This is a genomic window from Methanobrevibacter curvatus, from assembly GCF_001639295.1.
GTDB classification, from domain to species: Archaea; Methanobacteriota; Methanobacteria; order Methanobacteriales; family Methanobacteriaceae; genus Methanoflexus; species Methanoflexus curvatus.
The window spans coordinates 1-19,588 of the sequence record NZ_LWMV01000175.1 but is presented as its reverse complement, the minus strand read 5'-3'; the positions used below and the strand labels follow the sequence as shown (position 1 = coordinate 19,588).

The 19,588-nt window shown below is 24.6% G+C and carries 16 protein-coding genes and 2 CRISPR repeat arrays; of the genes, 12 read left to right on the top strand and 4 right to left on the bottom strand.

Going from position 1 to position 19,588, the window contains the following annotated elements:
• Window positions 1-529 (top strand): IS630 family transposase (locus MBCUR_RS05990; RefSeq protein ID WP_211265131.1); only part of this gene is annotated, 529 nt, incomplete at its 5' end.
• 116 nt (window positions 530-645) lie between these two features.
• Here MBCUR_RS05990 and MBCUR_RS05985 read toward each other — a convergent pair.
• Both MBCUR_RS05985 and MBCUR_RS05980 read right to left on the bottom strand, forming a co-directional pair.
• Complete coding sequence (locus tag MBCUR_RS05985; RefSeq protein WP_067091546.1) at window positions 646-1,068, bottom strand: HVO_A0114 family putative DNA-binding protein; 423 nt, start codon at window positions 1,066-1,068, stop codon at window positions 646-648.
• Window positions 1,069-1,341 carry a hypothetical protein gene (locus MBCUR_RS05980; RefSeq protein WP_157077692.1) on the bottom strand — a complete coding sequence of 91 codons (273 nt, stop codon included), beginning with the start codon at window positions 1,339-1,341 and terminating at the stop codon, window positions 1,069-1,071. It abuts the gene before it with no gap.
• A gap of 734 nt (window positions 1,342-2,075) precedes the next feature.
• Here MBCUR_RS05980 and MBCUR_RS05970 point away from each other — a divergent pair.
• Window positions 2,076-2,372 carry a helix-turn-helix domain-containing protein gene (locus tag MBCUR_RS05970; RefSeq protein ID WP_067091538.1) on the top strand — a complete coding sequence of 99 codons (297 nt, stop codon included), beginning with the start codon at window positions 2,076-2,078 and terminating at the stop codon, window positions 2,370-2,372.
• Between the two features lie 226 nt (window positions 2,373-2,598).
• Here the strand turns inward: MBCUR_RS05970 and MBCUR_RS10060 are convergent, their stop codons facing one another.
• Both MBCUR_RS10060 and MBCUR_RS05960 read right to left on the bottom strand, forming a co-directional pair.
• Window positions 2,599-3,285, bottom strand: a complete 687-nt coding sequence (locus MBCUR_RS10060) for an IS1 family transposase (RefSeq protein WP_084269554.1) — start codon at window positions 3,283-3,285, stop codon at window positions 2,599-2,601.
• Window positions 3,246-3,716: a helix-turn-helix domain-containing protein gene (locus MBCUR_RS05960; protein ID WP_067091535.1), complete on the bottom strand. Its 471-nt coding sequence runs from the start codon at window positions 3,714-3,716 to the stop codon at window positions 3,246-3,248. Before MBCUR_RS05960 ends, MBCUR_RS10060 begins: the two co-directional genes overlap by 40 nt.
• A 250-nt stretch (window positions 3,717-3,966) precedes the next feature.
• On the opposite strand from MBCUR_RS05960, the gene cas6 reads away from it, so the two are divergent.
• The 10 genes from cas6 to cas2 all read left to right on the top strand — a co-directional run bounded on the left by cas6 (window position 3,967) and on the right by cas2 (window position 15,306).
• The gene (gene cas6 / locus MBCUR_RS05955; protein ID WP_067091531.1) at window positions 3,967-4,692 is read left to right on the top strand and encodes a CRISPR-associated endoribonuclease Cas6; all 726 of its coding nucleotides are present in this window, start codon (window positions 3,967-3,969) and stop codon (window positions 4,690-4,692) included.
• Between the two features lie 4 nt (window positions 4,693-4,696).
• Window positions 4,697-6,826 (top strand): hypothetical protein, encoded by a 2,130-nt coding sequence (locus MBCUR_RS05950; RefSeq protein ID WP_067091528.1) that lies wholly within the window; start codon window positions 4,697-4,699, stop codon window positions 6,824-6,826.
• Window positions 6,827-6,848: 22 nt separating this feature from the next.
• Window positions 6,849-7,148 carry a hypothetical protein gene (locus MBCUR_RS05945; RefSeq protein WP_067091526.1) on the top strand — a complete coding sequence of 100 codons (300 nt, stop codon included), beginning with the start codon at window positions 6,849-6,851 and terminating at the stop codon, window positions 7,146-7,148.
• Window positions 7,149-7,163: 15 nt separating this feature from the next.
• Window positions 7,164-8,354, top strand: a complete 1,191-nt coding sequence (cas7i, locus tag MBCUR_RS05940; RefSeq protein WP_067091523.1) for a type I-B CRISPR-associated protein Cas7/Cst2/DevR — start codon at window positions 7,164-7,166, stop codon at window positions 8,352-8,354.
• Between the two features lie 21 nt (window positions 8,355-8,375).
• A complete protein-coding gene (cas5b, locus tag MBCUR_RS05935) occupies window positions 8,376-9,215 on the top strand; it encodes a type I-B CRISPR-associated protein Cas5b (RefSeq protein WP_067091520.1) in 840 nt (279 codons plus the stop codon).
• Window positions 9,215-11,800, top strand: coding sequence for a CRISPR-associated helicase/endonuclease Cas3 (locus MBCUR_RS05930; RefSeq protein ID WP_067091517.1), 2,586 nt, complete (start codon window positions 9,215-9,217; stop codon window positions 11,798-11,800). The genes cas5b and MBCUR_RS05930 overlap by 1 nt, the downstream gene beginning before the upstream one ends.
• On the top strand, window positions 11,781-12,299 hold the full coding sequence (gene cas4, locus MBCUR_RS05925; protein ID WP_067091514.1) for a CRISPR-associated protein Cas4: 519 nt from the start codon (window positions 11,781-11,783) through the stop codon (window positions 12,297-12,299). The genes MBCUR_RS05930 and cas4 overlap by 20 nt, the downstream gene beginning before the upstream one ends.
• A gap of 89 nt (window positions 12,300-12,388) precedes the next feature.
• On the top strand, window positions 12,389-13,984 hold the full coding sequence (locus MBCUR_RS05920) for an ATP-binding protein (protein WP_067091511.1): 1,596 nt from the start codon (window positions 12,389-12,391) through the stop codon (window positions 13,982-13,984).
• A 71-nt stretch (window positions 13,985-14,055) separates the two neighbouring features.
• A complete protein-coding gene (gene cas1b / locus MBCUR_RS05915; protein ID WP_067091509.1) occupies window positions 14,056-15,024 on the top strand; it encodes a type I-B CRISPR-associated endonuclease Cas1b in 969 nt (322 codons plus the stop codon).
• A gap of 18 nt (window positions 15,025-15,042) precedes the next feature.
• The gene (gene cas2 / locus MBCUR_RS05910; protein WP_067091506.1) at window positions 15,043-15,306 is read left to right on the top strand and encodes a CRISPR-associated endonuclease Cas2; all 264 of its coding nucleotides are present in this window, start codon (window positions 15,043-15,045) and stop codon (window positions 15,304-15,306) included.
• 349 nt (window positions 15,307-15,655) lie between these two features.
• A CRISPR array of direct repeats spans window positions 15,656-16,357; the repeat unit is 31 nt; unit sequence ATTAAAATCAGACCATTACTGGGATTGAAAT.
• 2,912 nt (window positions 16,358-19,269) lie between these two features.
• Window positions 19,270-19,434: direct repeats of the CRISPR family, unit length 31 nt; unit sequence ATTAAAATCAGACCATTACTGGGATTGAAAT.
• Window positions 19,435-19,588: the final 154 nt, after the last annotated feature.

The window sequence follows — 19,588 nt, the reverse complement described above, 5'->3', positions numbered from 1 at the left end:
TGTGGATAAAATTCCGATGAAACCTGGAAGTCCTGAAAAATATGATTATCAGTACAGTAGAAATGGAACAGCCAATATTTTTGTCGCCGTTGACTTTAAAGGCGGAAAAAGAGACATAACAGTTACAAACAGAAGAACTAAAGCAGATTTTGCTAATTACATCAAATATTTAGTTAATGATGTGTATTCTGATGCTAAACATCTACGAATTATAATGGATAACTTAAATACTCACACTTATCTTTCTATTCTTGAAAATTTTGAACATAAAGAAGCCATAGAGTTGATAAGCAAAGTAACTTTTTATTACACTCCAAAACATGCCAGCTGGCTTAATATTGCCGAAATTGAAATTAATGTAATGGACACACAATGCACTGGAAGAAGAATAAGTAACAAAAAATTACTAATTAAAGAAACTACAGCTTATCAGAACTACAGAAATGAAATAAATGTAAATAAATGTAAAATAAACTGGAATTTCACTAAAGAAAATGCTGATAAAAAATTATCAAAATACTATACTTAAATAAAAAATATGAAAATTACATTGTCTTAAAAATATCCTAGTTTTTTCATTATTGCAGGGTAAGGTGATGAACAATTAGATAAATTGTTAGAATTTCTTGAAAAATAGTGAATATTCTAAATAGCTATTTCTATTTTATCATAAGTTAGTGTTGGGATTTTACTATTTTTTAACCCTTTTTTGAAGCTAATTAATCCTTCTTTAGCTAAATGGTTAATTTTGTTATTAATATTAGCTGGGTCTTTTTTTATTTTTAAGGCTATTTCTCTTACGGATTTTGGTTTTTCATTTTTTATAATATTTAATATTTGTATTTCATTCTCCCCTATGCTTATTTTATCAGTGATTATTACTTCTTTTTTTATTATGGGTTCTTCTGGGTTTTCTAGTAAAAGTTTCCAGTTTTGTAAGTCAAAATATAATGTGTTTTCAGGTGTTTTTTCTAATAGTTTTTCTAATTTTTCCATACTTCCATATTCCTTTTTCATTTGTTCATCATATTCTTTTGTGCTTTGTTCTTTAATTAAACTTATAATCATTTATTTCAACTCCTCAATTAATTCTTTTATCATTAATTCATTATTTTCTTTAATATGGTTTATAAGTACATTTAAGTTTTCATTTTGTGTATCGTGTTTTATTTTTATTTCTTTTTTGTGTTCTTTTGGTTCTGGGTGTATATGCCCTCCTTTGTTGTGGTAGTTGTCCAATATTATTTTATCAGGCATTATTATTAAGCTCCACCCTCCTTTTGCGGTTACTATGTATATAGTTTTTCCTTGTAAGTGTAATGTCGTTTGTTCTTTCCGCATATATAGTAATATATCATAAGTAATATATAAATGCTATGTAAAAAAACACTAAACCCGCATTACTTTTCATCAACACTATTTGAACTTTATATAAAATACTGCATTTATAATTAGATAGTAATTTATTATTGTTTCTAAAAAAACTGAGTAAATTATAGGTATCAGAGTGTCTGATAATTGAAAAAAATTGAAGATGCTTGGTATATTATTTAGTATTTTAGAGTCTATTGTGTTAATATTTTATAAAAATACAATTTATTTAGCCTTTAAAAATAATATTTTAAAAGTTAATGTTTTAATTTTAACAATAAAAGAAAATCCACAATATTTACTATCATTAAAAATTGGCTTTATGGAAAATAGTTTAAATTAAAATATAAGGATTTTATTAAGTTTTTTTAAAGATTAAAACTGATTTCATCTGTACTTTTAGAAAAACATGATATATTTATTTCAAAACATCTTGAATCTCTTAAACTCTTAATTATTTCATATAAATCAGACCCACTGATAGGCATATATACAGTTTATAGTGTTATTTATTGAATATTTTTACTTGAATCAAATAGAAAAGATCAAATAATGAAATAACAATGAATATCTAAAAACAAAATAATATTAATTATAAACATCAAAAAAATAAAAAAATAAACTTTCAATACAATAACATGAAAGTATCAGAAAAAATATTGTGAGGATTTGTTTTTTTGTCATTTTCCTAACCTTGTAGTTTAATGGATTCTTACTATGTCTTCGAATATATCAAAATCTTTGTCAAAACTAGTAGAATTAAAAATAAATATTTGAAAAATGGTTTAGAAATTGCTTTACATGATAAAAAGTGTTCAGGTCAACCTAAAAAATATGAAACTCGAGAAGAAATGGGAATAATTGCATTAGCATGTAGCGATCCACCTAAAGGTAGAAAAACCTGGATCTTAAGATTAATTGCAGAAATTTTGAATGAAAAGGATGAATTTGAAACTTTAAGTCGTAAAAACATTCGCATTATTTTAAAAAAGCGAAACTAAAGCTTGGTGCGAAAAAAGAAATAAAAATAAAAGCAAAATAAAATGGAACTTTACTAAAAAAGATGCAGACAAAAAATTATACAAAACAGGGTGTCTGAAAATTCATGAAAATATATGGATTAAAATCCCTTAAAATTTTAAATTTAATAGTAAATAATGCTATTTTAGTAAAAATACAGTTGTATAATTTTATAAATTTAAATTAGATAATGACCCTTTTATTTAATTATATTTTATGATAAGGATATGTTAAAAACTCTTTTAAAGACCATATATGGTCTGTTAATCCTATAGACATCATTGGAGTTATTTTATCATATTTTTTCCATACATTATTTCTTATTTTCTTTATATTCTTTTTTTTGAGTGAATGGTGTGGTTTTATGAAATTATGTGTGGATTTATATAGGTTCAAGGCTTTTTGTAGCCATTCGTCTTTTTTGGAGTAGGATATTGTTTTTCGAGTTAGTCTTTTGTTGTCTTGTCTTAGATTTAAATTTTGACGTTCAATTAGTGTTGTTGAGATTTTTGAGTTGTCTATTTCTTCTGTTTTTCCAAAAATGATTTTTTTCTTTACACTTTTTAGTTTTCCGTCTTTTTTTGTTTTAATTACTTGTGCATATTTTAATTCTTTAAAAGGTTTTAAAATTGGTTTTTGAAGTTTTCCATTTATTATTATGGTTTTTGGTTGTATGGTTTCGCTGTATTTCTTTATTAATGAATGTTTATAGTATTCTCTTCCATCTGTAACGAATAATGGTAGGTTATTTTCGTTAATAACTTCGGATGTTTGTTTTATGATTTCGTCTGATGATTTTTGGGTCATGTCTCCAAGATGGGCTGCTAAAATTATTTTGTGTTTGGGATCAAAGCTTAACCAGACCCATCTTTCTTCTTCTCTTTTACAGTCCATTCCCGGAAACGTTTTTTTTTAACAAAAGTCCATAATTCATCAAGTTCTACTTTATCCACATTTAAGTCTTTCATTAGAACTTTATTGACTTTTTCGCTATGTTCTGCTGCAATTTTTAGCCATCGGCGAACAGTATCTAATTTAACTTCTAAAGTTTCTGCAGCTCCTCTTAAGCTCATTCCTTTGAGAATCATTTTTAAAGCTAAAAACACAGTGTTTTCATCTGTTCTTAAATCATATAAAATAGTATTAGAATTAGAAATAAAACTTTTATTGCAAGTTTTACACTTAAATTGTTGAACTTTACCATTCTTTGTCATATAAGTTCCATTCCCAACAATATTTTCATTATTTACCTTACCATAATCATCACATTCTTCATTTGGACAAGGAACATCTGTAAATTTAGATTTAGGACCTCTTTTACCCATAAATAATCACCAAAAACAAAATTAATTATATTTACATTAAGATTTATGTATTTTCTACTATATAAATACATCATTAAATAAAAGGAGCATCATCCATTTAACTTATTTGCTATAGGATAAGCATATAAGCGAAAGAGTTAAATAATATATTATTCTTAAATAAAAATAGAAATTAAAAATATAATTTGATATATATGTATAAAAAATTTAAAGTATATAGGGAAAACATTTAAATCATAAGGATAGTAAAATGAGATTGAAAATATCTTTAAAATCGAAAAATAGCCTATTCATACCTTTTAATTACAATCATATTATCTCATCAATAGTGTATAGTAAAATTGCTGATTTAGATTTAGCTAGTAAATTACACTCCTCTAAAACATTTAAATTCTTTACATTTTCCCAATTAAATATTAAACAAAGAAAAATAGTTAAAGAAGGAATCATTTCTAAAAATGGAGAATTTGATTTTCAAATTTCATCTCCTAATGATCATTTAATAAAAAGCTTAGTAGAAGGATACCTAGATGATTTAACTGTTAGTTTTAAAGGAGAAAAATTATTTGTAGAAAAAGTAGAGTTATTAGCTAATCCTAAATTTGAAAATGAAGCTAATGTTAAAACAATTTCTCCAATTATTGCAAGAATAAAAAAAGAAGTAGATGGAAAACTAAAACCATGGGATTTAAGTCCTGGAGATCAAAAATTTTATACTAATCTAGAAAATAATTTGATAAAAAAATATAATGACTTTTATAGCAAAGAAATTAAGATAGGTGATATAAAAATAAGTTCAGACATGAAATTTGTAAAAAGAAAAAGAATAACAATAGAAAAAGGAGATATGAAAACTTTCCACAGAGCTTTTATGATGGATTTAAATCTTGAAGGAGATAAAGAATTGATTAAATTTGCTTATGATTGTGGTTTGGGTGAAAAGAATAGTATGGGATTTGGGATGATTAGGAAGTAATAATATGATAGAATCTGAGCTATGTTTCACAGGTAACTGGTTTATAGATTGTGGAACTATGGGATTTATAAATCTGATGGAAGAAATTTATGGTTGGGATTTAGATAATTTAAACCAACAGATAAATGAAAATTCTGAAAAATGTTTTTATGTATATTTTCCATTTGCTTATTTATTTTATCATTCAAAAGTAAGAAAAAGCATTAAAAGGGAAAATGGATTAAAAGAAAAAATTAATGATCATAAAAAGAAGATTGATAAAATTAATAATAAAGATAATGTGTCTGAAAAAGATAAGTCTAACCTAAGTATTTTTAACAATAATATTAATAATTATACAACTGAAATAGATAAGATTAAAGAAGAATTGTCTAATGAAAAAAAGAAGTTATTGTGTGATTTAATTAATTTATCAGATAAAATATTGGAAAATAAAAATAATTTTTTTTTAAACATTAGAAATGAACTGGATGTTCTTATTGAAGATTTTGAATTAATTAAACCTCAAGATCATTCAAATTTTTCCATTGTTAATCCAAAAAAAGGATTATTTTATTCATTTTTGTATTTATTTTTAATATTAAAAAAAGATTATGAATTATTAAATTTAGTAAAATCTTTTGCAACAATAATAGATTTTAATTTTTTAAATATTATCAAAATTTGTCAAGAATATAATCTATCTGTAGATTATTTCATTTCTTATTGTGAAAACCATATAAAAGATAGAAGAATTATGGATAGAGTATCTGATGAATTCCAGTTTAATGAAAATACTATAACCAATTTAAAAGATAAAAAATTAATAACTAAAAAGAATGTTAATAATTTTAGAAAGAAATTAGAAAATCATAGAACCCAAGGAATTTCTGATTTAAAAAAGCTTAAAGAAGTTGAAAAAGATGTTGAATTAAAAATTTTCATAAAATTTTTAAGTTTTTGTGATGATTTAAAAATAGATCCTCATAAAATTATCGCTTTTTTTGAAAATAATCAATTTTTAAAACCAAAGAAATTGTTAGCTAAATTAAAAAATGAATTTTCATTAAAGGACCATGAAATAGATAATTTTGAAAAAAATTTTTATAAAAAAATGAAAAACATTAAATATGAAAATGATGGGCATGAAATGTTTCCAGATTCAACCATAAACCCATTTCAGTTCTCTAATAAAAAGTATTCTAATATTGCCTACACTTTACCTTTAATGACTGAAACTATTGAAATAGGATTAAATTTGGAAGTTCCATATTATTTACTAGCTCTATCATTTTATAGATCATTTCAATATGTTGCAGGAAAAAATATTTTATTTTATATTAATAATTTAGATACATGCTATTCTTTAAATAAAAAAATTGATGTTAAAAAAAACCAACTTGAAAATAAAAACTCAATTTTTAAAATTACTTGGTCATTAATCATTGATGAACTAGTTGAGAGTAAATCAAATTTTGCTTTAGAAAATATGTATGTAATCGAATATGAGGATATAAATTATAAAACTCAAAAATTAATTAATGTAATGTTCATGGATATTGATAAATTCCGTGCTAATATTCTTATTGATGATGTTATTAGAAAATCATTGAATAATAAAATTCAAACAACTAATAGTAAAACACCAAATATCTGGTTAATTGAAGAGTTAATTAAAAATAAACCATTATATCCTCACATATTAAACCATATTATTTTAAAAATTAGTAAACCTAAAACCATTAAATCACATAACCATTCTTTATTATATGCTTTATCTACCGATGTTGAAATAACTAACTCAATTAATCATGACAGTACCCATAACTATTTATTTAATTCTTTTTTTGAATTAGAACTAGGAGATTCTGTACGTAAAATTAAAGAAAATTATAAAAAAATGTATTCCTCAAGTAAAAGTGCATCAAAATTCTTCCCAGACGATCAAAAAGAAAAGATTTCAAAAGAACTTATTTATTCCCTAAAACAAAATAATGCTTTTACATTTATGAATATATTTTTAAAAAATTGTGTTCATAATAATAAGGATAATAATATTTTTAAATATTTAAATGATTATATTTTTAATTATATTCTAAAAAATGAAAGAACATGGCATAATTATGCTCTTGCAATTATTATTGGTATAATTTAGCAATTAATTTAATGGTGAATATATGTCTGAGAAAGTAATGTCAAGAAAAGATCTTAAAGATCTTAAATATTATAGTACTGAAGTTTTTAAAGAATTAGGGTCTGATAATTATAAACAAAAACTAGTTTATAAATTGTTAAATCTTATTAAAATAGATAACCAAAATGAATTTTTCAATATTTTTTTAAGAACCTTAAATAGTAAAGATTCAGATGAAAATGTGGCGAAATTAGCTGAAAAATTGAAAACGATTTATCCTTTAAATGAAAAAAATTTTGAAAATGTTGCTTATGCTATTGTTATGGGAATAATGGCTAGTTAAATTGAAGGTATTAAAATGGGAAAATATATTGTTTTAGATATAGTATTTTATGGGAGATCTCTTAATTATGATCAAGGATCTGGAAATTATCAAGAGCTTAAAAAAATTACTAAATGGGATGGTAAACAACATACTTTAGTTAGCCGATATGCTCTCAGATATAGTTTACTTGAAACTGCAAGAGAATTTTATAAATGGGATTTGGTTGATGGAAAAGATCTTATTAATGCAGGAAATAGTGATGATTCAAAAGTTATACAACTTTCAAATGATTTGTTATTTTCAGGTGAAATTTTAAACTATCCTGAATTTGATTTGTTTGGCTATTTAATTACTAGTACCACACCTCAGAATTTTAGAACTGCACCAGTTAAAATAGGACATGCTATTTCACTGACTCCATTTAATTATGATTCACTATTTAATGCTAATATAGGTCTTGCAAATCGTGTTAGGAAATATAAAGGAAAATTAGAACCTAACCCGTTTGTTGTTGAAGAACATGAAACTTTTTATCAGTATAGTATTGTTATCGATGTAGATAATGTTGGAGAACTTGAGGTTTATGTTGATAAAAGTAAATGTGAAATAGAAAATAATGAAGGAAAGTGGAAGATTGCAGAAATTAATGATGATTTAACCATACATGCTGAAAAAGGCTCAGGTAAAAGTAAAGAGAAATATGAAATCAAAAAATCAGACATTTTCACTGAAAAATCTCAGTATAATATGTCAAATATTGATAATATATATACTTTTAGCTTTTCTATTAAGAATGAAGAAAGGAATAATAGAATCAAAGAACTAATACAATCTATAATGAATCTTAAAAGATTTATAAAAGCTAGAGACGAAGATTTGTCCCCTAAATTAATGATTGTTGGAATATATGAAAATAATCCTTATCAAACATATAAAGACAGAATTTGTCTTTTAGATGAATATACTAAAGAAGAATATGATGAAATTGAAGAAATTCCAAGTTCTGATGGAAAAAGAGTTGTAAAAGTTAAACATAAAATAACTAAATCAAAAAAACCTACATTTGAAGTAATAGGAATCGAAGAGAATAATGAATTTGAAACTTATGATCAAAAAGAAATATTAACATTTATTGAAAATTTCTTAAACAATAATAAAAATGAAAAACTATGTAACTTGAAACTATATCATGATCCTAATATTGATATAACATATAAAAAATAATTAATTATATGGAGAAATGATATGACTAAAACTATAATTTTAGAATTATTCCAACCTTTTGCACAATATAGGAACCCATTTACATTTTTTTATGGACAGTCATATCCATTGCCACCAAAATCAACTATCATTGGAATGCTTCAAAATATAACTAATAATTATTATGATGTGAGTTTTTTTGATTTACAAGTTAGTATTCATGGGGGTTTTGAGAGTTTATTTTGGAATTATCAAAATTTGATTAAAAGTTCTCCTAATGATATTAAACTCATGAATTATAAAGGAAAAGTTAAGCTATGGAATCAAAAACGTCCTTTATATAACAAAGGAATTAAATCACAACGAAGTCCAGTATCACAACAAGAACTTTTTAATGGTCATTTGTTTATATTTATTAAAGGAAAGGAAAATATAATTGAAAATATTAGAAATGCACTAGAAAAACCTACTAAAATTCCATATTTAGGCAGAAGTGAAGATATTTTTTTCCTTAAAAACTTGTATCATGAAGAAAATATTTCATGTAATGTAAGTTCAGTAAAAAATAATATTTGGCTGAATCAACCTAGTTACATGAAATTAAATAATAAATCAAAAGACTTAAAGTTTCCAATTAAAGGTTCAGATTTTTCAGTATATTCAATTCCAACAAAAGTGCTTTTTAAAAATAATGATAGAATAATTAAAAATAAATTAGAACTCAGAGATTCAACCAGAAGATTTACAGAATTTGAAACAGTGATTCACACTGGGTTAAACCAGAATTTATATCTTGAAAATGAAGTTAAAGTAGAAAAATATAAAATAAATGATGAGCGAAATTTGATTTTTAAAATCCCTCAAGATTATGGGTGGTTGTAATGGAATATAATTTAATCAATATTTTAAGAGCAAAGTCTTTAGATGATGAAAATTATCTCCTTAAAGACCATCTTAAAGAAACAGTAAAAAGAACATTAGATCTTGAAAAATTTATAATTGACAATAAAAATTCATTTAGCTATGATTTAAGTGACAATATTTTTAAAAAAATCACTATCGCCTCTATAATACATGATCTTGGAAAAGTGGATTATTCTTTTCAAAATCAAGTATGGAAAAAGAATGATAGAAAAACTGAGGAATGGAAATTTTTAAATAAATTTTTTAAAGATATTAATAATTATTCTATAAAATTTCCTCGTCATGAGATACTTTCTGTTATTTGGAGTACATTTTTATTAAATAATGATTCTACAAGCCAAAAAATAAGAACTATAGTTTTGCTTCATCATTACAATGAATTTTTCAGTGATAAAAAGGATATAATGGAAATTATTTATAAATATAAAACTTCAATTATTGATTATTTAAACTTTCTAAAAAATAATCAATCACAAATTGAAAAATTTATTAATGATCTTTTTTATCATTTATCTAAAGATAATTCTTCTGAAACACTTAAATCTGCAATTGACTTTATAAAAAATAACATTGATTTTGAAAACATACACAAATTACTTGAAAAAATAAATGATCATGATGATGACATATCTGATTTTATTAAACTTTATGATCTTGATAATGATAGTATAGATTTAGACTTCATTGTTTTATTAGGGTTTCTTAGAAGATCTGATTATTCTGCAAGTGGTGGGATTGAGATTGAATCTGGAGATTTGAATAAGACTTTTGATGGACTATCAGATAAAATCAATAAAATCATTTCTCCAACTTCTTCATTATGGCAAGAAGAAATTATAAAAAATATTGATATTGAAAAATCAGTTCTTTTAATAGCCCCAACAGGATCTGGTAAAACAGAATTCTCTTTATTGTGGTCTGAAAGAAATAAAAGAAAACTAATTTATACATTACCATTAAGAGTAGCTTTGAATGATTTATTTGTGCGTTTTTCTGACCCTAAAAAAGGCTATTTTGAAAAAGATTCTGTTAGTTTATTACATTCCACAGCATTTATTGAGTATATTAAAGAAGAAAAGGATAATAAAAAATTAGATACTGAAAAAATGTTATCATCTGCTAAGATGTTATCTAATCCTATTACTTTAAGTACTCCTGATCAGATATTTTTAACTTCATTAAATTACTATGGTTCTGATAAAGTTGTTTCAACTTATCCCTTTTCTTCAGTTGTCATTGATGAAATACAAACATATAATGAAGAAATGTCTGCAATAATTATCCAAACTCTAAAAATTGTGCACAAATTAAAAGGAAAAATCCTTATTATTACTGCAACATTTCCCCCATATTTTGAAAAATTTTTTGAAAGCATCTTTGGTGAAAATTATGAAATCATTGATGTTGCAAAGTTGAGTGATGATATAAAGAGTAAAGTTAAGAATTTTAATTTAAGGCGACATAAAATAGCTTTAATTGAAGATTTAATTATTAATGAAAATTCAGATATAAACAAAAAAGAATTAACAAAATGTTTGAAAGAATTATCTGAAAAAAGTGTTCTTGTTGTAGTTAACAATGTTATGAAAGCTATTAATCTTTTTGATACATTTTGTGATTTGGAAAAAGAAAAAGAGATATATTTATTACACTCTCGTTTGACTGAGCTAGAAAAAAGTAAAAGAATAAGTGAAATTAAAGAGAAGCTAGATGATAGTGAAAATATAATTGTTGTTTCTACTCAGTTAGTTGAAGCATCTGTGGATTTTGATTTTGATTCTATGATAACAGAGATATCTACAATAGATAGTCAAATACAAAGATGGGGTAGAGTACATAGAAATAGACCTGAAGATTACAATGGTTCTACTAATATTTTTATTTTCACAGGATTAAATAATGGTAATGAATTAGTATTAGATAAAAGCACTAAGTTTATTTATGACTATAAAGTTCTAAAAGAAACATACCATACTTTAAAAAAACATGAAAATGATGGTGTTTTGAACTATAATGAGGAAAGAAGTATTCTTAATGAAGTTTTTGAAAGTAAAATAGAAGAAAAGACCTTAAAAAATATTTATGAAGAAAAAATAGAAAAGATATTAAATAATTTAAAATATTTTTCTGTTGAGAAAAGAAGCCAAGCACAACGACTTTTTAGAAATATTGCTGGGCAAAAGCTCATTATTCTTAAATTAATCGAATTAGATCAAGATTTAGAAGATAAATATAGTGATGATTTCAAAAAAGTTTTAATAAATTCCATTAAAGATAAAGATTCTTACAAAAAAATGATAGAAAAAATCTCTGAAACTGGATATGAATTAAATGTTTGGGATTTAAAAAAGATTCTTTATGAATATTCTATAAATGTTCCTATTTATCTTGAAAAGGAAGTCAATTTTTGGGGAAGAGGAACTTTTGATTTTAAAGAATTTTATGTTTGGGATGATTTAAGTAATGATGATGCAAAAAAAATAGGTAAATATGGGATAGATAAAATTATATCTGAAGATTTTCATGAAAACACTACATATTAATAAAAATAAAAAAATAAATGGTTCCCAAATTAATTACTATTTCATTTGTAAAACCAAATTATGGCTTTTTTCACATAATATCCAAATGGAACAAGAATCTGACACAGTTTCATTAGGCAAACAACTCCATGAAAATACTTACAAAAGAGAAAAAGACTATTTAATAGATAATCTTATTAATGTAGACTTTATTAAAAAAAGAAAAAATATAGAAATTCATGAAGTTAAAAAGACTCCTACAATGGAAAAATCCCATGAATATCAATTATTGTATTATATGTACTATTTAAAAAATGAAAAAGACATAGACAATATTATTGGATATATTGATTATCCTAAAATCCGAAAAAAAGTTAAGTTTGAATTAAATAAAGAAAAAGAAGAAAAAATTGAAGAAATAATCAAAAATGTGCATAATATAATAAATTCAGAGATTCCCGAACCTAAAAAATTAAGAATATGTAGAAAATGTGCTTATTTTGAGCTTTGTTGGGTGTAAAATGTGGAATTCGATTTAAAAGATTTATTAATATTAAAAAAATCTATATGTAATCACTATATATTTATAAATAATTTGTGGGGAGTTATATGAAAAAATTACCGGTTGGAATATCAACTTTTTCAAAAATAATTGAAGATAATTGTATTTATGTTGATAAAACTGAATATATTTATGAAATGTTAAGTGCTGGGAACTTGTATTTTTTATCAAGACCAAGAAGATTTGGTAAATCTCTTCTTATATCTACATTAGAAGAGATATTTAAAGGAAATAAGGAGTTATTTAAAGGACTTTTTATATATGATAACTGGGATTGGGATAAAAATTATCCTATTATTAAATTGGATTTTGGAAATATATCTCACAAAAATCCAGAACAGCTGGAAAAGTCTTTAGAAGACTTTATAAATCAAAAAGCTAGAGATTATTCAATTGATATTATTAGTAAAACATTAACTTCTAAGTTTGCTGAGTTAATTGAGGAAATATATAAAATATCCAACAATAAAGTTGTTATTTTAATTGATGAATATGATAAAGCTATCAATAGTCATCTTGATAATATTGAAATAGCTAAAAAGAATCGTGACATTTTAAGGGATTTCTATCAAGTTTTAAAAGCAAATGATGCATATATTGAGTTTATTCTTATAACAGGAGTTAGTAAATTTGTAAAAACTTCAATATTTTCAGAGTTAAATAATCTAAATGATATCACTGTCCATCATAAATATGCAAAAATTTGTGGTTATAGTCAACAAGAGCTTGAAATAGAGTTTAAAGACCATATTAAAGAAATAGCTAATGAAAAAGCAACAACAGAAAATAATTTACTATCAAATATTAAAAAATGGTACAATGGTTACTCATGGGATGGAAAAAACTTTTTATACAATCCTTTTTCAATATTAAATTTTTTAGATACAGGAAAATTTTCTAATTATTGGGCACAAACAGGTACACCAAAAGTTCTAGTAGATTTAATTAAAAAATCAGATATAGATTTAGATATTTTTACTAATGAAAAAATTGCCCTATATGATTTCCCAAATTTTGACCTTGAAAATTTGGATTTCACCACAGTTCTTTTACAAACTGGATATTTGACAATTAAAGAAGAAGAGCTATTTGATGATGAATATTCACAATATTTAATAGCTATACCAAATAAAGAAGTGAAAGATTCATTATTTAGCTATATTTTAAGCCAATACACTAATCAATTATCTGATTCTTTGATTCCTATGACTAAAACTATGTTAACAAACATTATAAAATTAGATAGTAAAAGTCTCCAAAGATCCTTTGAAATTTTACTACATAAGATACCTAATATCCTTTATGGAGATATTAAAAAAGAATCAGAAGCTTATTATAAAATATTATTTATGTCTTGGATTCAACTTCTTGGGTTTGAAATAAAAAGCGAAATACAAACAATTAAAGGACGACTAGATGCTATTTTAGAACAAAAAAATTTAGTTCTGATCATTGAATTTAAATTCTCATTAAATGATAATCTGGACGATATGATTGAAAATGCATTTAATCAGATTGTGAAAAAAGAATACTACAAACCTTATCAAAACAAAAAAGTTATATTACTTGCTGTAGCATTTAAATCAAGAGATATTAAATGTCAACTTAAAACATTAGAAGACTCATTAAATGAATATAATTAAATTAATTAATATCTCACAAGTATTATGTTAATTTAATTATTACTCATATACAGTTATATAAAGGTGTTAATATGCCTAAAAAAAATTATTATCTTCTATCAGACGGAATATTAAAAAGAAAAGAAAATACTATTTATTTTGTTAATGAAAAAGGTAAAAAGCCAATTCCAATAAACAAAATTTATTCTATTTATGCTTATGGTCAAATAACAATATCTTCACAAGTTATCAGCCTGTTTGCAAAATCTGGAATACCTATACATTTTTTTAATTATTATGGTTTTTATAATGGTAGCTTTTATCCAAGAGAAACACTTCTTTCAGGTGATTTAGTTGTTAAACAAGCAGAAACTTATCTAAATAGCATGAAAAGAATAGAATTAGCTAAGCTTTTTGTTGAAGGATCTGCAAAAAATATAATGAAAGTCTTAGCTTACTACAAAATTGATAATAAGATCAAATACACTTTAAATGATTTAAAAAAATGTAAAATTATAAGTGAAATAATGAATGTTGAAGGAAGAATTAGAGCAGAATACTACACTAAATTTGATGAAATTCTTCCAGAAGAATTTAAAATGGAAGGTAGAAGCCGTCAACCTCCTAAAAATATGATTAACTCATTAATAAGTTTTGGAAACTCAATGATGTATTCAACAACACTAACAGAAATTTACAATACTCAATTAAATCCAACTATTTCATTTCTCCATGAACCTTCAGAGAGAAGATTCTCTTTATCTTTAGATTTAAGCGAAATTTTTAAACCTATATTTGTAGATAGACTAATTTTTTATCTTGTAAATAAAAATATGATAACTAAAAAAGATTTTGATCAAGATTTAAATTGTTGTCTTTTAAATGAAAAAGGAAGAACCAAATTTGTTCAAGAATACAATAAACGACTTGAAAAAACAATTAAGCATAGAGATCTAAATAGAAATGTTTCTTATAGAAGGTTGATAAGATTAGAAGCTTATAAATTAGTTAAACATATTCTAGGAACAAAAAAATATGATCCTTTTGTAATATGGTGGTAAAATTTAAAGGTTGATACAATGTATTTGATAATAGTTTATGATATTAAAGTTGAAAGAGTTAATAAAGTTAAAAGTTTTCTAAGACAAAACCTTTATTGGATTCAAAATTCTGTTTTTGAAGGAGAAGTTACTAAAAGTGAATATAACTACATTCTATCAGAATTAAAAAAAATAGTAGATGAAAATGAAGATTCCATTATAATATACAAGTTTAGAACTGATAATGCTATGAAAAAAGAAATTATTGGAATCGAAAAATCACCTATTGGAGAAATACTGTAAAAAACTTTCAAATCCCTAAAACTTTATTTCAAATCTTTAAAAATAAGATTATCGTTTAATTAATCTATCGTTTATTATATTAAATGTTGATAATTTTATTGCAAATATTTTTATTATTTTCTTTTTTTAGGTTAAACACTGCTTAAAATGCCTTAAATGATATTACACAAACAATTTTTAGCTTTTTAGATTAATAAATAATTAATTTTTATTTTTTGAGAAACAATAATATTATTATACAATCGTTGTTTCATATAAACTAATTACATTATCATATATCGCAAAATTTAAGTATGAAAACTACAAATATAGTAATGGAATTAGGCTTAATGAAGCAAAATTCCAACCTATTAAAATCAGACCATTACTGGGATTGAAATGTCGGAAATAATGTTCTTTTAAGTAGTGATAATTATATTAAAATCAGACCATTACTGGGATTGAAATAAGAATAATTATGGTCAAGCAATAGGTTGGTATGTTATTAAAATCAGACCATTACTGGGATTGAAATTAATAATAGCTATAAATAAACCAAAACCCAGCATTAATTAAAATCAGACCATTACTGGGATTGAAATAGTGAAACTCTTTTAAAAAATTCCTCTTCATCTATCATTAAAATCAGACCATTACTGGGATTGAAATTATCCTCATCAAAAGATTCTTTAAAATTATATTTTTTATTAAAATCAGACCATTACTGGGATTGAAATAAGAATAGGAATAACTCCCCTTCTTCAAATAAATACATTAAAATCAGACCATTACTGGGATTGAAATCCACTAAAACATGAATGCAATCTCTTTCAATAACATATTAAAATCAGACCATTACTGGGATTGAAATCGTAATAAAAATGTTTATTAAATAATGAAATCATATTAAAATCAGACCATTACTGGGATTGAAATCCAATTAGAGCAGAATCAACATTATATCCAAGAGCTAATTAAAATCAGACCATTACTGGGATTGAAATATTATACGATATTAATATCTATTATAACAAAAATATTATTAAAATCAGACCATTACTGGGATTGAAATTAAAAACACAACAAAATAATAAGTAACAAAAAGTAAATTAAAATCAGACCATTACTGGGATTGAAATCAACAAAAAAAATTGAATACTAAAGGACGACCATAAATTAAAATCAGACCATTACTGGGATTGAAATGACAATGCTAAAATAAATAATAGTGATTCTGGTGAATTAAAATCAGACCATTACTGGGATTGAAATAATATCAATATGACTTTTAGCCCTAATATCTTAATTAATTAAAATCAGACCATTACTGGGATTGAAATCGAGTAGTAGGAGATTAAGGGGGAATTAGATGATGAATTAAAATCAGACCATTACTGGGATTGAAATAAACTCACAAGCAACAATAACCATACCCGCAAATAATTAAAATCAGACCATTACTGGGATTGAAATGACAATGCTAAAATAAATAAATTAACAATAGATTGGCATTAAAATCAGACCATTACTGGGATTGAAATGTATTTTCTTCATGTATAATTTTAAAAATTATGAATATATTAAAATCAGACCATTACTGGGATTGAAATTAATACATAAAATTATATAATTCCTCCCAGTATTTCATTAAAATCAGACCATTACTGGGATTGAAATTGTTTTAGCTGACCGTGAAAGAATCAAGAAAGCCAGTATTAAAATCAGACCATTACTGGGATTGAAATTTAGAAGCAGTTTATGCTCATGAGGAAATTTTTAATTAATTAAAATCAGACCATTACTGGGATTGAAATATACCATAAGCTTTAATTGTATGTTTATGTCCGTGATTAAAATCAGACCATTACTGGGATTGAAATCTTATGGTCGTCCTTTAGTATTCAATTTTTTTTGTTGATTAAAATCAGACCATTACTGGGATTGAAATCCTCAAAATCCTCATCAAAATATAATTTTATATCAATTAAAATCAGACCATTACTGGGATTGAAATAAATATACTACAAATTATACTGTTACAGCTGATTCAAAATTAAAATCAGACCATTACTGGGATTGAAATACCAGTAGCATAATAAGCATTCCATAATGTACCAATATTAAAATCAGACCATTACTGGGATTGAAATTACTGGTTGTCAATTCGGAACATTAACAACTGATGAATTAAAATCAGACCATTACTGGGATTGAAATTTATTAGGTGGTTATACTTTAAAACAGGTTTCTGAATTAAAATCAGACCATTACTGGGATTGAAATGGTTAATATTTGCAACACCATAAGCTTTAATGGTGTATTAAAATCAGACCATTACTGGGATTGAAATATTTGTATATAAAATTGAGGAAATTGTTAATTTAAAATTAAAATCAGACCATTACTGGGATTGAAATTATACTAATAGTATTATTTATTGTTGTCCTTTAGTATTATTAAAATCAGACCATTACTGGGATTGAAATATAAAAAGCATAAGAACATTAGCCGAACAATTAAAACATTAAAATCAGACCATTACTGGGATTGAAATATCTATAAGTTTTGTATTCTCATTTTTTTCAACAAAATTAAAATCAGACCATTACTGGGATTGAAATAGGAATATCATCATCGTCCCAACATTCTTGACAAAATTAAAATCAGACCATTACTGGGATTGAAATCACACACAAACAAGAACATCAACATAAACAAAAAAAATTAAAATCAGACCATTACTGGGATTGAAATTACTTGTTCAATGTAGATTAATCTTAGGAGAACTAATTAAAATCAGACCATTACTGGGATTGAAATTATAATAATGGAGATAAACCAAATATCAATATGACTATTAAAATCAGACCATTACTGGGATTGAAATGTAGGTTTATGGTACATAATAGAAGATGTAAATAGATTAAAATCAGACCATTACTGGGATTGAAATCAATCTCCAACTCCTAGTGAATTACCAATAAATAATATTAAAATCAGACCATTACTGGGATTGAAATCAACAACACACACACAACCAGAAAACCACAAAATTAAAATCAGACCATTACTGGGATTGAAATCAAACAAGAACACAACACAATAAAATAAAAATTAATATTAAAATCAGACCATTACTGGGATTGAAATCTACTTTTTAAAACTCTCAAATTCAGATTTAATAAAATTAAAATCAGACCATTACTGGGATTGAAATTCCTCTTTTGATGATTTAAAAGAGAGATGGTTTGAATTAAAATCAGACCATTACTGGGATTGAAATCAACTAAGACATGTATAATTGTCTCTTTCAAAAATATATTAAAATCAGACCATTACTGGGATTGAAATAATAAAAATTGATAAGAATGGGTGGATATTCTTATCATTAAAATCAGACCATTACTGGGATTGAAATATAAAAAAAGATAATACAATTGTGGATTTAACTCAATATTAAAATCAGACCATTACTGGGATTGAAATATCCGAAGTTTACAGTATTCGATTATACAAAAGATTATTAAAATCAGACCATTACTGGGATTGAAATGCACCATAAGTTTGGAAAATAACTATTAGTTTCATATTAAAATCAGACCATTACTGGGATTGAAATAATAATATTAATAATTTATTTTCTTTAAATAAATTAAAATCAGACCATTACTGGGATTGAAATTGCACACAAAACAACACAAAAATATAGTTGACACAATTAAAATCAGACCATTACTGGGATTGAAATGAATATGATGGTAAAGATGTAACCTGGCTAATAATGGGGTTTTAATTATTGATGAGTTTATTGAAATGAATATGATGGTAAAGATGTAACCAGATTACACATGTAGACTTATGATTAGATAAAACTGATTGAAATGAATATGATGGTAAAGATGTAACTATACAGATATTCCTGATATTGGGGAGAAAATATAATTGAAATGAATATGATGGTAAAGATGTAACAGGGATTGTATTTATTAAAATCAGACCATTACTGGGATTGAAATGAATATGTCCAAGTTAATAAATGGTCATGAGACATATTAAAATCAGACCATTACTGGGATTGAAATATTGTTTTAGTTGTTCTTGCTATTGTTGCACTTGTAATTAAAATCAGACCATTACTGGGATTGAAATGCACTAGTGGAAATAATAAAGAATTGTGAGAGAAAGGCAAAACCTTTTTGTGTAGTTTTTCTGGTGGGGGATTTAGTAGATTTTGGTTTTGCAAAATGGTCAAAACTTTCTTTTTGAGTTTTTTTCCTAAATTTTTAAGGATATTTCTTTTTTT

Coding starts and splice junctions, on each gene's coding strand:
- MBCUR_RS05985 (WP_067091546.1), bottom strand. CDS start 1,068: ATGATTATAAGTTTAATTAAAGAACAAAGCACAAAAGAATATGATGAA.
- MBCUR_RS05980 (WP_157077692.1), bottom strand. CDS start 1,341: ATGCGGAAAGAACAAACGACATTACACTTACAAGGAAAAACTATATAC.
- MBCUR_RS05970 (WP_067091538.1), top strand. CDS start 2,076: ATGGATTCTTACTATGTCTTCGAATATATCAAAATCTTTGTCAAAACT.
- MBCUR_RS10060 (WP_084269554.1), bottom strand. CDS start 3,285: ATGGACTGTAAAAGAGAAGAAGAAAGATGGGTCTGGTTAAGCTTTGAT.
- MBCUR_RS05960 (WP_067091535.1), bottom strand. CDS start 3,716: ATGGGTAAAAGAGGTCCTAAATCTAAATTTACAGATGTTCCTTGTCCA.
- cas6 (WP_067091531.1), top strand. CDS start 3,967: ATGAGATTGAAAATATCTTTAAAATCGAAAAATAGCCTATTCATACCT.
- MBCUR_RS05950 (WP_067091528.1), top strand. CDS start 4,697: ATGATAGAATCTGAGCTATGTTTCACAGGTAACTGGTTTATAGATTGT.
- MBCUR_RS05945 (WP_067091526.1), top strand. CDS start 6,849: ATGTCTGAGAAAGTAATGTCAAGAAAAGATCTTAAAGATCTTAAATAT.
- cas7i (WP_067091523.1), top strand. CDS start 7,164: ATGGGAAAATATATTGTTTTAGATATAGTATTTTATGGGAGATCTCTT.
- cas5b (WP_067091520.1), top strand. CDS start 8,376: ATGACTAAAACTATAATTTTAGAATTATTCCAACCTTTTGCACAATAT.
- MBCUR_RS05930 (WP_067091517.1), top strand. CDS start 9,215: ATGGAATATAATTTAATCAATATTTTAAGAGCAAAGTCTTTAGATGAT.
- cas4 (WP_067091514.1), top strand. CDS start 11,781: ATGAAAACACTACATATTAATAAAAATAAAAAAATAAATGGTTCCCAA.
- MBCUR_RS05920 (WP_067091511.1), top strand. CDS start 12,389: ATGAAAAAATTACCGGTTGGAATATCAACTTTTTCAAAAATAATTGAA.
- cas1b (WP_067091509.1), top strand. CDS start 14,056: ATGCCTAAAAAAAATTATTATCTTCTATCAGACGGAATATTAAAAAGA.
- cas2 (WP_067091506.1), top strand. CDS start 15,043: ATGTATTTGATAATAGTTTATGATATTAAAGTTGAAAGAGTTAATAAA.